This is a genomic window from Acetobacteraceae bacterium (assembly GCA_004843345.1).
Taxonomy (GTDB): Bacteria; Pseudomonadota; Alphaproteobacteria; order Acetobacterales; family Acetobacteraceae.
This window is the reverse complement of sequence record CP039460.1, coordinates 1,364,042-1,380,000: the sequence shown is the minus strand read 5'-3', so window position 1 is coordinate 1,380,000 and position 15,959 is coordinate 1,364,042. Positions and strand designations below refer to the sequence as shown.

Here is a 15,959-nt window from a genome sequence, read left to right as displayed (position 1 = left end):
TCTTACACGATGATACAAATTGGTATCTGTATGTCGGCGGTCAAATGTTACATGGGCATTTTCCCTATGTTGATATTTGGGACCGGAAGCCCTTCGGACATTTTCTACTTTATGCCCCGTTTACATTTTTTGGGGCGTACCGATACTGGGTGTTTTATATTACGATCACTCTTATTGCGTGGTTAAGCTCTTGTCTGATTTATAAAATAGGCCGTGAACTCACAACGAAGCTGGGCGCTTTCGTGGGGGCTCTCTTCTACTGCCCTCTTTTTAACCAATATGATGGGTATGCTGGCCGAGAAGCTATTTTTTTTAATTTAATTATTCTCATCGCTTTCGGACTTGTTCTTTTACGTTTTGAACGTTTGCAAACAAATTATACCCTACTCAAGAAAACTGCCTTTGAAGCCATGATCCTTTTCGGGATTTGCATCGAAATCAAACCAACCGTTGTCGTGGATGGTATTTTTCTAGGCTGTTTTTTTCTCTATCTCTGTTGGCAACATCAAAAATCCTTAACAGACATTCTTTCAAATGGCGTTTTATGGATTTCTCTTGCGCTTTTTCCAACAACTCTAATAGCCCTCATCTACGCCTTGGAAGGATATTGGCAGGAATGGTATTTTGCCAATGTCATTTCCTGTTTTAAGCAACAAAAAGCATATTGCATTCATGCTTATTATAACTGGCTATTTGTTTTTCTCACCGCTTTCATCAGCTTCGCCCTTGCATGGATACAAGCCTATTTAACAAAAGATACAAAGCGACAAAAACTCCTATCTTTCATTGCGCTATGGGGACTTTTTTCTGCTTTATTCGTAACATTTGAAGCAGCAGAACGCCGTTTTGTTCTGGCCTTTCTTCCTATTTTAGCCCTTATGTGCGCTGCTGTCTGGCAAGTTAAATTTCTTGGACGCATTCCTCTCTGTGTTGTGCTCCTTTACGTTGCCTATCGAGGAGAGCATGTCATCCAGTGGCGCGCCTCTTCTCCAGAAAAAATTGCGATTTATGAGACGCAAAAAAGGCTTATACTTAATCATCCTGGCTGTCTTTTCATCTATAACGGCGCTGAAATCCAAGATATTACGCCAGAAACGGCAAATTGCCATTTAACCCGTTACCCCCATCCGAATCATCTTGGACAGCCTTTAGAGCAAGGTGCCCTTGGCCTTAAGGATGAAAATGCGGAAATTGCAGCCATTTTAGCCAAAAAACCAACTTGGATCTCTGTTGGTTATCCCCTTTTAAAACTGAATAAAAACATACCTGAAAATTTGCGCCTTCAATATCAAATGGTTCTAGCAGAACTCCAACAACACTATCATTTAGCGCTTACTGAAACAGAAAACGAAGACGGCACAGGACTATATGAAAGAAACTAATCTCCTTATGGCTCGCCTGAAACAGATAAAGGAATAGCCCTTTCAACAAAGCGCACAAAATAAAAACGGTATAGAAAAATCAGCGCGCATATTGTTAGCGCTCCTGTTGGAACGATATACCGAAAATCTGCCCCTACTCCGATAAAAAAATATCCAGCCAAATAACAAAAAGCAGCAAAAAGAAAACAATTGGCAAACAGAAGTTCTTTTTTTTGGGCATCCTTGCTCTGCCGTGTCCAAACAAAAAGAAAAGGGCAGAGTAAAAACCAGAAATATCCATTCCACCAAGGCATCCAACGAAGAATCTTCTCTAAAAAGAAATATGAATTTATAATCCAAGAAGAGCGTAATTTTTCTGTATGCCCATCAAAATAGTGATACCCCGCAATTTCTGGATGAAATTCAAGATGCCAAGGCTCTCCTTCTCCAAAAGTTCCTATTCCAAGCGTTCCGTTGGTAAAAAAGGCTATACGATGCGCTAAGTAAGCGAGGGGATACTGTTTTAACGTCTCTCGCCAAAGGGGAGAGGTTTCTTCTGGCGACAGGCGCAATCTCTCACCCAAATCTGAACAATGTTTGCGAGGATGAAATTTATTTTTGGGATCGCTCAAATTAACCCAAGCATGATTTTCACCCATCACTTCAATCGGCTTATGCAACTCAGGTGTTGTCCAATTCCCTAAACTATCCCAGCTATGCCTCAAGTAACAGGCCGCGAGCTGATCTGGAATTTCGTAACGCTCCCAGTTTTTCAAAACGATCTTGGAATCAAGCGCATCTTTTTTGAAATGATTACTCCCAGCAATATCAAAGATTTCTAAGCTCATAACGGGATTATCAGAGGATGCCTTTAACAATTTATGATTTAAGACAGGTGTCAAAAGAACAGCGGCAAGCACAATTCCCAACAAGGAAAGCAAAACCTGAATTGAAAAACGCCATTTTCCCAAGAGCAAAAAGAGTAAAGGCGCTGTAAAAAAAACGGCATTAAAGCGCAACGCTGTCATCAAAAATAAAAGAATTAGCTCAAAGATAAATAAGAACCAATAACGGCTTGAATAAAGCTCTTCTGAAGAAAAATGTACAAAAACCCCAGAGAACAAAAAGATAAATCCGATAAGAATATTATCTTTAAGCAATTCTGGTAGAGACAAAAAATAAAAAGGGGAAAAGAAGAGAAAAAGGAAAAGTACCAGAGAAAAGAGGGCTGAAATATCCCACAATAGCAAAACAAGACCAACCGTAAAAGCAAGAATTGGCAAAATAAAGAAAAGGTCTGGCGTTCGAAAAATCGCCATTTCAACCTGCCAAGCTCGCACCATGATAGGCGGATGCCAATCACTTACAGATGCTTGATCCAGCGCTTGTAAATATTGAGCCGTGGCATCATTATGAATAACCCCTGGATACCAAACCCAGAGAAAGAAACAAAAAGAAACAAAGGCCGTCACGATCAAGGAGGATTTGTAGAGTTTTAGGGGAAAAATTTTTTCAAAAAGCATCGCTCCTCCCTTTCTTCTGCATAAAATCTTTCTTAAAGCGCAAAAATTAAGAAAAAGTCTTTATTGTTTTTTCTGCGACGAACATGATTTTGTATAATCGAAAACGAGATTAACGCCAATAAGATCCGCCTCGTAGAAGGCATGTTCCACAGAAGTATCGATTGTGCAATTAAAAAAACTTTTCCCAAGCCCCCGTTCTGTATAAGTCTGAATAGGACGCTCATTCGCTGGACGGTTAGCATCTTTCCAGCCAACAGAAAGATTTTCTGGGAAATTACCTCTACTCCGAATAACCTCACTCAAATATTCGGGATAAACCCAATATCTATTCACAGAAATATCCCAATCGACATCATAATTCTTTTGAGGAAGATAGCGCCAAACTTTATCAATATTGTCCCCGACATAGACTTCTTCCCACTTCCCTTCCAAACCATCAGAAAGCAACATCCTTCTTGTCACTGGAAAATTCCTAAAGGTTCGGACAGCCCTCAAAGCAAGAGGTTCTGGACCATGCGTTGTCCAATATCTTGCGCCTAAAGCCTTAAATTTAATCGCATCCTCGACCATCTGAGAAACAATATAATCATTTTGCTCAAATTGTGCTTTCATCGCATTCGCATAGCTAAAAGAGAGTAAAATTTCAGACAAAAAAGCGGTACAGCACAGCCCATATCTCAACTTTTTCAAATGATCATCTTTAGAAGTAATACCGCATAAAAAACAAAGAAGAATAGCGGCAATTCCACCAAAGCCAATCAGTGTTCTCGGCTGGTAAACAGGTGACGCAAGTAAAATCTGAGGCCCTAAAAGAAAAAAGAATATCCCTAAAACCATGGCAATGGCTAAACCAAACCGAAAGATTTGTTCGCTTCTCTGTGGTGTTTCTTTTTTTTTCATGCCAACGAAAATATTCTTCAAAAGAAAAAGAAAACCTAAAAGGAGGCAAAATCCTAAAAAGCTTCCTTGTGTCCCTTGCGCTATTCCAAGGGAAAGAAGCTCCCAAAAATCCGCCAAATTAGACAAGATAATATGCGGATCAAAGGTTAATAAAGCATGTCTTTCCCCATAACTATCAGGGTCTAGACGCCCTATTGGCAAAAGATTTACGAATTTTGTCTCCACAAAATATAAAATCAGTGCTGATAGCAAGCTGGCAATTCTAAGGCTTAAAATTCTCAAAATTTCCTGAAGCTCTTCTAAGCGAAAAAGAGAAACTAAGGCAAAAAAACAAATAAATGCGCCGTAAAGATTAACTCCCGGCTGATAAAAATTTAGCGCTAAGAAGGGGAAAAGAACATTATAAGAATAAATGAACGATTTCTGATCAATTTTATCGTTCTGAAAAAAAGCAGGAACAGCAAAGGGCATCAGCGCCAAGCTGACGGCAAGCCCCATGGTCAAAGACTCATAACGAAAAGAGAGATTTTCGAGAAAGAAAGGATGAATCGCAACAAAAGAGAACGCAAAAACGCTTAAAAAAAACGAAAACTGAAAACGTAAAGAAATAGCTGACAAGACAAAGGCAAGCGGCGGTATCCATAAAAGTTGTGGCAAAGGCGCAATGTCTGAAAGATGGCAAAAACCTAACGCTCCCATGACTAGCAAACCGCCATAGCGCCCATCATTCAACCAAGTGCTTAAATTCCAATTTTCAACAGAACGCATCAAATCGTCTTTAAAAAGAAAATCTGCGTGAATAATCGGAAGAGTGAATGCAAAAAGTGCCATAGAAATAACGAAAGCTCTTAGTAAAAGCCCGTCTTTTATTTCTATTTTATCAAAAGTAATTGTCATGAAATGTGACACCCTAGTCGCCCGTACAGAATAGACATCTAATAAGGCAAGGTATTCCCTGCTTTCAAGTATTTTTTGAAGTATCAAGAACTCTAAAGCTTATAAGAAATCCTATTTCTTAAATTTAAACCAAATAGAAGTTTTCAAAAGTTAAAGCATAAAGCTCCCCTCCAAAACTATTTGTTGCAATAGTTTAGAACGAATTTATAGTGGCTACACGAAAAACTAGACGCTGAAGGTGATATTTTGGGCATCTCTCTAAATTGGAATAAAATTAAGCTTGTTGTTTTTGATGTCGATGGGACGCTCTACAACCATCGGAGCATACGTAAGCAGATGCTCGTTTTACTCATTAAGAACGCTATCCAGACGCACTCTCTAAAAACTCTGAAATGTATTTACCATTACCGGAAGTTGCGAGAAGTTGCTGGAGACAAACAGATTACCCCTTTCAATGACTGGCTTCTTTCAAAAACATCTGAAAAAACAAGTCTTCCCAAAGAGCAGGTTAATGCGATTGTTCAAGAATGGCTAATCCAAAGACCCCAAGAGTACCTCAAGAATGCTCTTTTTGAAAATGTCGCTTCCGTTTTTGAAACACTCAAAGAACATCAGATCAAAGTAGGTATTTTTTCAGACTATCCTGTGATTGAAAAACTCAACAGTATGGGGCTTTCTGCTGATTACTATTCTGATGCCTCTTCCCCTGAGATTGATGCGTTAAAACCCCTTCCAAAAGGCCTGACTTCTCTGATTCAAAAAGCGCATGTTTCACCACAAGAAACCCTCATGATTGGCGATAGAGAAGAACGGGATGGCTTGGTCGCACAAAATGCGGATACACATTTTCTCCTTTGCGAAAAATGGAATAAAAAAGAAGTTCCACCTGAAGTCTTTTACAAAAAACTCAGTGAAAGTTGCCAAGACAATTTTACAAACCATGCTCTAAGTTAGAAGACAAGCACATAAAATTGGTTATTAGGTCACGATTATATGCCTCTTTTAAGCTCTTCTTCTGGAAAATATCAACATTTAGGAAAACAAATTGACGCTCTCTTCGTTTTCCTAACGGCACCACCGGAAAATCCTCTAAAATGGCGCTCGTCTCTGCGCCTTCTCGCTCTTTTTTGCACCTTAATCTGCTCTTATGCTTGGTATCCCGGTGTCATTGGAGATGATGCCGAAACGCAATATCTGCAAGCCATTCACGCTGCGCCTCTAAGCGATTGGCATCCTCCTTTCATGGCGATTTTTTGGCGTCTTGAAATTGCCCTTTTTCATACGCCTAATCTTCTTAACCTCACCTCTATCTGTTTGAGCTCACTTGGATTGTATCTTTTTGTAAGATTACGCCCCTGTATTTTAAGCCTCATTCTCTTTTTCTGTCTCTTTGCCTCTCCCCTTTTTTTTGGCATGGACGGTACTGTTCAGAAAGATATTCTTCTTTCTTGGCTTTTGTTAATTACAACGGCACTCTTATTTATTCTTCCAGATGTGTCTTCTCAAAAGCAGAAATATGCTTTCAAGCTCCTCATTACATGCCTTCTGCTGCTTTCAGCGCTTTTACGGGTCAATGCTACTTTCATTGCAACACCACTGTTAATTGCGACATGGTGGCACTGGAGGTTTGACTTTAAACACCTGACCGCCAGCCTTCTCCTTGTTATTCTTTCTGTGCCAACACTCAGTTGGATAAACCATACAATCCTTCAAGCAAAACAAGATCATGCAGAGGCCTCCTTACAAATTTTTGATCTCGCAGGCACAAATTTTTATACACACAATAAGCACTTTAACCCTGATCTTGAAAATAACATCGAAACACATCAGGAAATATTTCAGCATTGGGGTACAAAGCCTCTCTCCGAAAAACTGATTGCCTGTTATACGCCTAAACAATGGGATACATTCGGCAGTTGGGGACTAGAAAAATATCCTTACAAATTCCCAGGATGGAATAAATGGAAAGATACCTGGAGTGCAATGGAAAGAGACGGCATCTGGGTAAAAGAACTGGCTCAAGCGGAACAAGACTGTTACCAACTTGGGGGAAACTTACGCAAAGAACCGCCTCAAAAACTTTCATATCTCTGGGTAGAAACCATTAAACAGCACCCCCTAGCTTATTTAAAACATCGCTTTGCGCATTTTGACACTGTTTTTCTCAATCATCTAGATGAAGCCCCTGTTCTTGATCTGCCTTTTACCAAAACAGACGGTGGCTTTAATCCTGTAGGCGATTTCGATAAAAATCTCGTCCCAGCTTATCATCACCGTACGTTCATAGGATCGCAATCTCGGAAGCTCTTCTACAAACACCCCAGATTATGGTCTAATTATGCTATTTTTTGGATCGCCATTTCTTTAGGATTATTTATAACAACCTTTCAATGCCGCACAGCGATAAACTGCTTTTTAAACCTGCTAAGTTTTGCATCTCTGTGTTATCTCTTTGGCTATTTTTTTATAGGTGTTGCTTCTGCGTGGCGCTACATTATGCCGAGCGCTGTTTTAATCATTGCAGCACTTCTTGCTTTTTATGTTAAAAAAGAGCCTATTGGCTCATCAATCTCTAAAAAAATAGCCTTTTTTGTCTCTCTTAGCCTACTCTTCTGGAGTGCTGTCCTTTAAACTTTCAAAGATTTTGACCGTTGCGTTGAGTTTACACATATTTAGGAATTGAGCTTGTCTTCACGTCTTTATAGTTGCGCTGTTGTTATTCCCTGTTTGAACGAAGAATTAGCATTGCCCCTCGTTATTAAAGGTCTGCAAACTTCCTTACCCCAAGCGCAAATTTGGGTCTATGACAATGGATCGACAGACAACACCATTTTAGTCGCAAAATCTCTAGGTGCAAAAGTTCGCTCTGTCCCTTTGAAAGGAAAAGGTTACGCCATTCTCCAAGCGTTTGCCGATCTCTCTACGGATTATCTGTTTATCATTGATGGTGATGCAACGTACGAAACAGCAGCTGCTCCCCGACTTTTAAATCTGGCGATGGAACAAAACCTTGATATGGTAACGGCTATCCGCCGAGCCATTATTGATGAAAAAGCTTATCGTTTTGGGCATTTATTCGGAAACAAAGTCTTAACAGGGCTTGTGAGAAAATTTTTCTCAGGCCTGACACCCCATGACTTACTCTCCGGCTACCGCGTGTTTAGTAAACGCTTCTATAAATCTTTCCCTTGCATCATTTCAGGTTTTGAAATTGAAACCTATCTCACTCTTCATGCACTTACTCTTGCAATGCCAACAGGCGAAATGGACACCATCTATCAAGAACGTCCCTCCGGTTCTGAAAGTAAATTGCGCACCTATCCTGACGGTTTAAGAATCCTTAAAGCAATCATTATTCTTATCCAGCGAGAAAGACCTCTTTTTGCTTATTGCTGGATTAGTCTCTTTATCGGCTTCATTGGCCTCATTCTCGGGCTCTCCCTTATTCCCGAATACCTTACAACAGGCTTAGTCCCTCGCTTCCCTACCGCAATCCTTTCCACAGCGCTCATTCTATTTTCTCTTATCACAGCGACATGCGGCGTTTTGCTGCATAATATTGCCTCTTTAAGACGGGAAAATATACGCTTAACCTATATGCAAAACCACTTAGACGATTGAGCCCTTTCGTCTCGTCTATTATTGGCTTTATTATTTCACATTCGCACGTGCATATAGCTGAACCGCTGCTGCCACAAGCAATAAAGGTGGCAAAAAAGCTGTAATAATAGGGGAAATCCCTGTCACCAATCCAGCTCTATCCAAAATTTCCTGAAAAAGCGTATAGGCAACGGCAATCATAACCCCAATACCAATTCGGCTACCAACCGTTCTTGAACGTGTAGAACCAAAGAGAAAAGGAGCTGCAAAGAAAAAGAGCGCAACAATTGAAAATGGCAAAGCCAAACGGCTCCAAATTTCTCTTTCACACAGCGTCTTAGGCTCACCGCTTACCCGGCCTTGAATAATATGCTCAATGAGAACGCTTGGAGAAACAAAGGTAATGGGAAACGAAAGATAGCGCATCTCCTCTTCGCTCAAAAATGGCTTCCAATCCATGTCAGAAAACGTCTCTTCTGTTACTTTATTCCGAACAATCGTTTTTTTCAGAATATCAGACATATGCCAACTGCCATCAGGATTTGGAACAGCTCTTTCCGCTTTTAAAAACTCCTGAAGTTGTCCTTTATCATCAATAATAAAGCGCTGAATATGCCATGCACGGCCATCATCTGCGAGACTGCCAACCTTTAAAAAAACGCCACCACTTCCCAGCGCCCAAAAAGAATGCCCTGTTGCCTCCTTATCCGAAGACGCTTTTGCCTCAATCGCCTGTGATTTATAATATGCTTGTGGGACGCCAAACTGAGAAATGAAGATTAAGAAAATAGAAAGAGGAATAGCCAGCAAAGAGGCAATCTGAATAATACGCCAATCAGAGACCCCAGCCCCTGTTAAAGCCGTTAATTCCTGATAACGGGCCAGCCCACCTAAACCAATCAATGTTCCTAACAAGGCGGCCATTGGTGTTGTCTCAATGAGCTTACGGGGGACATACAATAACGTCTCCATACCAGCATCAGCTAAAGTATAAGAGCCATCTCCTGACATACCCATAAATGTCACAAACTGTAACAAGCTGAACAGCGCAATTAAGCCAGAAAGTGCAATTAAAAAACCTTTAAAGCTCTCTTTCCAGATATATCGAACCCAAATTGGAGGCGCAATAATTCTCAAGATTTTTTCCTAAACTTCTTCTCAAAACTACTCAAGCCAAAGACCATTTTCAATTCAGATATACCAGACCCATCTGCCAAATATCCCAAAAGCAATATTAAAGTTAATAAAGCTAGCGCAATAGGCCCCCACCAAATCCCTGGAAACATTGGAATGGTCTGACTTCGTGCCCATCCCCGTAACGTCATGTAAGACATGTAGTAAATAAAATAGATGACAATCGCAATTCCAAGCCTGCCGGCTTTACTTTGCCTTGGCCCATTTCCTCGACTCAAAGGCACCGCCAACAAAGCCAGTAAAATAGTTGAAACGAAAGTCGTACAACGCCATTGCGCTTCCACCATCCGATGCCGATCTCCAGCAGGATTGGTCATGAGATTCCAAGTAGAATCTTCTAAAAAGTCTGGCAGACCACTAGGATCTTCTTCTGGTTCTTCCTGAACAGAAGCACGATTACCACGCCGCATTTCCATAATACGATCAGAGATATGTGGAAAAATACCAATTTCATACATGTGGGCATCCTGAAACTGCACCCAATCTCCATGCATTTGCTTATCAATTTTATCTTCATTAAAGACCGAAAAACTTTTACGGGACGCAAGAACCCGAATACGGCTTGTCCCTAATTTTTCAAAAATATAAACCCCTCTGGCTTCTTCTCCCAAGACAGTCTTTCTTTCGAGGTAAATAACCCTATCGCCATCGTCAAGCGTATAAAAGTTGCCTGGAATTAAAGCGCCGACATCCATACCGCTGGTTGCTTCCAATTTTAACCGCTCTAATTTGATATAGGCCCATGGACGTGCAACATTGGAAATAAAAGCAACAATAACCCCCATCATTAAAGCGGCTAAAAGCGCTGCTTTTAAAACAGCAGCTGGGGCAATCCTGAGCGCTGGCACAACATAAAGCTCACTTCCATCATAAAGCTTTCCAAAAGCCATAATAATCGCAAGATAAAGAGAGACAGGCGCAAGCACTTCGAGCGCAATGATCAATTTAACCAACATAATCATACCGATCATATTGGCCGCCAACATTCCATTTGCAGCATCTTGTAAAAACTCTGCGGCGCCATAACTACAAAAAAGCGCACTGGCAATTCCTAAAACACCTGCAAAAGGCCGAAAAATTTCGGATAGGAGATAGCGTGTCAGCAATTTGCTTTCATTAACGCTTATATTTTTCTCTGTCACAATTTCTCTTCATTCTACATTCAACCGCATTTTCCCATTTTAGCAAATAAACGCATTTGCCGCTTCTAAAATTTAAAAAAAAACAGCTCAACTCCCAGTCTAGAAGGCTTTTCTATCCTAAAATAGAAAAAAGACAAATCTTCCCCTCTTTCAAAGGTATAATTTGCTTTATAGAGACTCAAGGAGAATTTTTTTAGAAATCCTTGATAGCTCAAGAAGAAAAGATATACTCTGCCAATCTCTTATGTTTGAAAAATTCTAAACTATGCAAAAGATCTCTTTTTCCTTTTTTCTTTTCGCCTCTCTTTTTACAGTATTCCATACTGATTCTGCGCATGCGTTAACAGCCGCTTACGATGTCGATTTGACGCCAGAGCTTGATGTTTGCCGCTCAAAAAACTGGAATGATAAAGAATTTCGTGATCTTCCTGCAACGCTTCAGAAAATCCGCAAGACAACAATTCAAATTCTAAAAGAGGCGGTTGAAAAAGCATCAACAACCCAACAAAATCAAATCCGTGTCAACAGCCATGCCCTCGAGCATTTAAGACTGGTGACGAATTCCTGCCCGCAAAAGAAACCCTCTCGTCTGCTCTTGCAAGCGGATCCAGATAATAACGAAGCCAATGGCTTGCCAACTGTCGATATTGTCTTAGGACCTTTTACCCGCAATGAATGCTGGAAAATTCTAAAAAATCCTAAAATGCAAACCCTAACGCCTTATTTTATTAACATTGAGCTGGACGGACAGCCAGTTATCCTTGGCAGTTCTGATGATATTTATAAATGTGCCCGTAATACTTGGGCCGTTGCTGCGGAAAACAAATTTACCTTTGTCCTACAACTTGGCAACCCTGTTGCGGAATAGAATCAAAATCTTACAAAAGAAAAACGGGGCTTATTTAAAACCCCGTTTTTTATCATCACAGCATACCCTTAAAAATTAGAAGGTAATCCCAGATTCCAAACCAACAATGGTTGCTGTGGCATAACGATTTGTTGCTCCTGGACTAAACTCAAACTGTATATTTGGACGAATCAAAAGCCACGGTGCAGGCCTCCAGCCATAGTTTATCTCGAGAAGATTTTCCATATGCGGGGCATAACAGCCGCCACCATATCCATATTGATGCGTGTCACAAACACTTTGTGGCAAATCCTTCACCCATTGGGTTAACTGGTCATTCACCCATAGCATTTTACTACCAATACTAATCGTATCATTAGGCCTATTTCGGAAAGTTCCTTTCCGAACAAGCCCCAGCGTCACAAAATACGGCGCAACAGAATCCCGTGGATCACCCCAAGTAAAGCTTCCGAAAATACTTAAGCCTCTTCTGGGATCTTTGCCGTCACGCTCAATCATTCCATCTGCTTGAATCCATGCGCCATAAGGACTTCTTAGCTGTTTCGGATCCGCAAGGATCAAAGCTGAACTCGGGAAAGCATTCCCTGCAAAAGTCGGCAACTGGGAATAAACATCTTTTACCCAACGTGAATCCCAATAAGCGCCAATTTTAATATTGGCCTGCAAAGGTCCTTCATAATCCGAAGAGCCTCCTTTATGCCATCCCAACTGAACTGGAACAAACGCCCCTGTTGCATTCCCTAGACCTAAATTCCAATAGTTGTCTGTTGCCCCAAAATTACTTTTTTCAGCATAGATACCTGCTGAAACCAGCCATTTATCATCTCCTGTTGGATAAATTTTAATGTATCCCCCAGGGGAAGAGCCAGGATACCAAGTATAGCCAGAGTTCATCGCAATAGATTGTGGCATACCGCAAATACCGTTATTAACGAATTGGCAGTAAAGGTTCGCACCCCAATAGCTGGAAGATTGTTCAAAATCCGACTCGGCATTCATTTCACCAATTTCTGTGCGCACATATTTATTCCAGAGCATTTCCCAAGAAAGACGGGTCAAACGGGTAAAATCATAGCCTGGCGTTGTTGTCCCACCCCCCGCAATTTCTTGAACAGAATCTAAAGATGGGATAGCAGACATCAACCCTGTTGATCCCTGTCGCATGGTCATCAAATAATGAATTGTCCCCAAATGGACACCCAATAATTTCTGCATATCTAAATCAACAGAAATAGCCTCTTCGTCCGCAAATTTTCCTGAATGCTTACGGCCGCCACCAACATTGCCGTTCCATTCCATGAGCCAACGCCCGCCAATACTAATCCCTCTATTTTTAAGCCATGAACGCCAGCCTCCCCAATCGCCTGTAACCGTGTCTTGATCCATCCAAGCGGGAAAACTTCTTGGAAGCCATGTTGCTGGCGGTGGCTCATACGTCGAACCGGGACCGAGATAAGGCGCAAATTCTCCCCCAGCAATTGGCAAAGGCATAGAGCCAAAAGCTCTCGTTTCCCTTTTCATTGCAACACTTGCATCATCTTGGCTAAAAAGTTGGCTATTCGTTGATGAACTCGGAGCATAAGACCTAAGATGCCTGCTCCCACCATTCAAAGCAGATGAAAGTTCTGAACTTTTCTTATGCGGTTTAACTTTAATTTCTTCCTCACCATCCGAATAAATTGTCGTATTCGGTGGCGGATTTTCTAAATTTGCACCAGAAGGATCGGCATGAAGTTGGTGAACCGGCAAGCTAACCGCAACAATCCCCCAAAAAAACAAGACGAATCTTCTCTGGATACAAAGGACTCTCCACCCCTTCAAAAAATAAAGTGTAAACAGAAAGCAGATCTTAAGATATACGATTAATCGCTTATCCAGAGATTTCTTTTTCATTAACAGCCGTCCTTAAACAGAGCGTTAGGCTTGGCCGTAACTAAACCCTTGCATTCCAGCAAGCCGTAAAAAGGCGAAGCCGCTAAAAAAAAATCTCTCTTTCACAGCTGGCTCAATCAGAGGTGTGGCTGAAAGCGTCATCTTTAACCTCGTCCATTAAAAGGAATCAGAGTTCTGCTTGCAAAAAGGCTTTAAACCTACAATCAACATCGTTACAAACACCTTTTCATACCGTATCAGGACACACAGCACTCTCTTAAGGTGTTCGAAATCTGCCTAAAGCAACTAAAATCATTAATCCAATAAGCCACTAAAGCAATTGGAGTTTCTAGCTTCCTGCAATCTCTACCTTCACGTTCATAACGATTATTTAGCTAAATGTGAAGGGTCAAAAAGATTCCCTACTAAAATCCGAATCTCTTTTCGCCTTCATATTGCATTAAATAGGCATTCCATTTTCCTCTTTTATCATCGCTCGATCACACCTCAAGCAATCAAAAGGTAATCCCTGATTCTACCCCAACGACTGTTGCCGTTGCATAACGGTTGGTTCCACCGGGACCAAAGATAAATTGTAGATTTGGACGGATTAAGAGCCAATTTGCAGGTCTCCATCCATAGTTTAACTCTAGAGCACTTTCCATATGAGGGGCATAACAGCCTCCGCCATACCCATATTGGTGCGTATTACAGACATTCTGCGGTAAATCCTGCACCCACTTGGTTAACGTATCACTCACCCAAAGTATTTTACCGCCAAGACTGATTGTATCATTTGGGCGATTGCGAAACGTTCCCTTGCGAACAACACCAAGCGTCACAAAATAAGGCGCAACAGAATTTTTGGGATCTCCCCAAGTAAAGCTTCCAAAAGCGCTCAAACCTCTTCTCGGATCTTTTCCATCACGCTCAATCATCGTATCTGCCTGAACCCACACACCATAAGGACTTCTATTCTGTTGTGGATTAGCAAACATCAAAGCTGACGTTGGAAAAGCATTACCAGCAAAGGTTGGTAATTGCGAGTAAACATCTTTCACCCAACGGGAATCCCAATAAGCACCGATTTTAATATTTGCCTGCAAAGGCCCTTCATAATCGGAGACTCCACCTTTGTGCCAACCCAACTGAACAGGAACAAAAGCACCCACAGCATCGTCTAAACCTAAATTCCAATAATTGTGTGGCGCACTCGCATTACTGTTTTCTGCATAAATACCCGTAGAAATCAGCCAATGATCATTCCCTGTTGGATAAATTTTAATATATCCGCCAGGAGAAGCCGAAGGATACCAGGTATAGCCAGAGTTCATCGCAATCGACTGGGGCATACCGCAAATACCATTATTTGAAAACTGACAGTACAAGTTTGCACCCCAGTAGGTTGAAGACTGTTCAAAATCCGTTTCCGCATTCATTTCGCCAATTTCTGTACGGACATATTTATTCCACAGCATCTCCCACGACAATCGGGTCAATCGTGTAAAATCATAGCCTGGCGTCCCTGTGCCACCTCCAGAAATTTCCATTGTAGAATCTAAAGTTGGAATATCAGCATTCAAAGCTGCATTTGATCCCTGCCGCATCGTCATCAAATAATGGATTGTTCCTAAATGAACCCCAAATAATTTCTGCATATCTAAATCGACAAAGATGGCCTCTTCATCTGCATAACGGCCAGCATGCTCACGCCCACCGCCAACATTTCCATTCCACTCCATCAGCCAGCGGCCACCGATATTGATACCTCTATTTTTAAGCCATGAACGCCATCCCCCCCAATCCCCCGTAACAGTTTCCTGATCCATCCAAGCTGGGAAGCTTCTCGGAAGCCATGTCGCAGGTGCTGGCACATAGGTTGATCCCGGACCAAGATAAGGCGCAAAGTCCCCACCTGCAATTGGTAAAGGCATGGAGCCAAAAGCATGGGTTTCGCCCTTCATCGCCTGTGTTGCATCATCTTTACTAAAAGGCTGTATATCACTGGTCCGCTGATTATCCATCATACCATTTGAAGCTGGCGCATAGGGTCTAAGATGTGTTCCCCCATTGAGCGCTGAAGATAAATTAGTCGTACGCCTATGGGGCTTTACCTTAATTTCCTCTTCGTCTTCTAAAGATGCGCTTGTCTCTGGAGGCTTACTCCTTAAAATCACCCCAGCAGGATCTGCATGAACATAATTAAGGGGCGCTGCAATCGCAGACACCCCTAACAAAAATAATACGAATTTTCTCTGAATGAAGCTTACCCTTCTTCGCTTCAGGAAAAAGAGTAAATAGTTAAAATATACTGCTAATTGTTCACTCAGAGATTTTTTTTTCATTAACACCCATCCCTAAAAGCGGAGAGTAAAACTTAGCCCTAAAGCAGAAAGTTAAGCTTGGCCGTAACTGAAACCTTGCATTCTAAGCACGCCGTAAAAGGTCAGTGCTGTTAAAAAAAGGACAAACAGCATCGCACCAAAACACTGCATCATTTCAACATGCAGCAAATGATACAGCCATCCAGATGTAAAAAAAGATCTTTCTTTTAAAACCTCATCCGAGGGGGGTGGGGTCGACTCTGCCATTAGAACCTCAT

12 protein-coding genes (1 of these 12 cut by a window edge) are annotated in these 15,959 nt (G+C 41.4%); 5 read left to right on the top strand and 7 right to left on the bottom strand.

The annotated features are described in order from the left end of the window. Nucleotides 1–1,382: the 3' portion of a hypothetical protein gene (locus FAI40_06805; GenBank protein QCE35067.1), read on the top strand. It extends 133 nt beyond the left edge of the window; only the last 1,382 of its 1,515 coding nucleotides appear in the window; the start codon falls outside the window, past its left edge; it ends in the stop codon at nt 1,380–1,382. Nucleotides 1,383–1,387: 5 nt separating this feature from the next. Here FAI40_06805 and FAI40_06800 read toward each other — a convergent pair whose 3' ends face one another. Both FAI40_06800 and FAI40_06795 read right to left on the bottom strand, forming a co-directional pair. Further along, nucleotides 1,388–2,884: a hypothetical protein gene (locus FAI40_06800; protein ID QCE35066.1), complete on the bottom strand. Its 1,497-nt coding sequence runs from the start codon at nt 2,882–2,884 to the stop codon at nt 1,388–1,390. 60 nt (nt 2,885–2,944) lie between these two features. Next, nucleotides 2,945–4,681 (bottom strand): hypothetical protein, encoded by a 1,737-nt coding sequence (locus tag FAI40_06795; protein QCE35065.1) that lies wholly within the window; start codon nt 4,679–4,681, stop codon nt 2,945–2,947. Nucleotides 4,682–4,924: 243 nt separating this feature from the next. Between FAI40_06795 and FAI40_06790 the strand changes: the two genes are divergently transcribed. From FAI40_06790 to FAI40_06780, 3 genes are read left to right on the top strand one after another with little or no spacing between them, the layout of a single operon-like run. After that, nucleotides 4,925–5,635, top strand: a complete 711-nt coding sequence (locus FAI40_06790; GenBank protein ID QCE35064.1) for an HAD family hydrolase — start codon at nt 4,925–4,927, stop codon at nt 5,633–5,635. A 39-nt stretch (nt 5,636–5,674) separates the two neighbouring features. Then, nucleotides 5,675–7,312: a hypothetical protein gene (locus tag FAI40_06785; protein QCE35063.1), complete on the top strand. Its 1,638-nt coding sequence runs from the start codon at nt 5,675–5,677 to the stop codon at nt 7,310–7,312. Between the two features lie 48 nt (nt 7,313–7,360). Continuing rightward, nucleotides 7,361–8,302, top strand: coding sequence for a glycosyltransferase (locus tag FAI40_06780; GenBank protein QCE35062.1), 942 nt, complete (start codon nt 7,361–7,363; stop codon nt 8,300–8,302). Between the two features lie 30 nt (nt 8,303–8,332). On the opposite strand, the gene lptG is transcribed toward FAI40_06780, so the two are convergent. Together lptG and FAI40_06770 are read right to left on the bottom strand one after the other, a co-directional pair. After that, nucleotides 8,333–9,421 carry an LPS export ABC transporter permease LptG gene (gene lptG / locus FAI40_06775; protein ID QCE35061.1) on the bottom strand — a complete coding sequence of 363 codons (1,089 nt, stop codon included), beginning with the start codon at nt 9,419–9,421 and terminating at the stop codon, nt 8,333–8,335. Continuing rightward, entirely contained in the window at nt 9,415–10,620 is a 1,206-nt protein-coding gene (locus FAI40_06770; protein ID QCE35060.1) for an LptF/LptG family permease, read from the bottom strand. Before FAI40_06770 ends, lptG begins: the two co-directional genes overlap by 7 nt. A 262-nt stretch (nt 10,621–10,882) precedes the next feature. Here FAI40_06770 and FAI40_06765 point away from each other — a divergent pair, with 262 nt between their 5' ends. After that, nucleotides 10,883–11,485, top strand: a complete 603-nt coding sequence (locus tag FAI40_06765; GenBank protein ID QCE35059.1) for a hypothetical protein — start codon at nt 10,883–10,885, stop codon at nt 11,483–11,485. Nucleotides 11,486–11,560: 75 nt separating this feature from the next. On the opposite strand, the gene FAI40_06760 is transcribed toward FAI40_06765, so the two are convergent. From FAI40_06760 to FAI40_06750, 3 genes are all read right to left on the bottom strand, one after another. Then, nucleotides 11,561–13,378, bottom strand: coding sequence for a carbohydrate porin (locus FAI40_06760; GenBank protein QCE35058.1), 1,818 nt, complete (start codon nt 13,376–13,378; stop codon nt 11,561–11,563). 494 nt (nt 13,379–13,872) lie between these two features. Further along, complete coding sequence (locus tag FAI40_06755) at nt 13,873–15,702, bottom strand: carbohydrate porin (protein QCE35057.1); 1,830 nt, start codon at nt 15,700–15,702, stop codon at nt 13,873–13,875. Between the two features lie 51 nt (nt 15,703–15,753). Continuing rightward, nucleotides 15,754–15,948, bottom strand: a complete 195-nt coding sequence (locus tag FAI40_06750; GenBank protein ID QCE35056.1) for a hypothetical protein — start codon at nt 15,946–15,948, stop codon at nt 15,754–15,756. Between the last annotated feature and the right edge of the window lie 11 nt (nt 15,949–15,959).

What these genes read in the sequence shown, in the direction of transcription:
- FAI40_06800 (QCE35066.1), bottom strand. Translation starts at nt 2,884, where the DNA reads ATGCTTTTTGAAAAAATTTTTCCCCTAAAACTCTACAAATCCTCCTTG.
- FAI40_06750 (QCE35056.1), bottom strand. Translation starts at nt 15,948, where the DNA reads ATGGCAGAGTCGACCCCACCCCCCTCGGATGAGGTTTTAAAAGAAAGA.
- FAI40_06760 (QCE35058.1), bottom strand. Translation starts at nt 13,378, where the DNA reads ATGAAAAAGAAATCTCTGGATAAGCGATTAATCGTATATCTTAAGATC.
- FAI40_06755 (QCE35057.1), bottom strand. Translation starts at nt 15,702, where the DNA reads ATGAAAAAAAAATCTCTGAGTGAACAATTAGCAGTATATTTTAACTAT.
- FAI40_06795 (QCE35065.1), bottom strand. Translation starts at nt 4,681, where the DNA reads ATGACAATTACTTTTGATAAAATAGAAATAAAAGACGGGCTTTTACTA.
- FAI40_06765 (QCE35059.1), top strand. Translation starts at nt 10,883, where the DNA reads ATGCAAAAGATCTCTTTTTCCTTTTTTCTTTTCGCCTCTCTTTTTACA.
- FAI40_06785 (QCE35063.1), top strand. Translation starts at nt 5,675, where the DNA reads ATGCCTCTTTTAAGCTCTTCTTCTGGAAAATATCAACATTTAGGAAAA.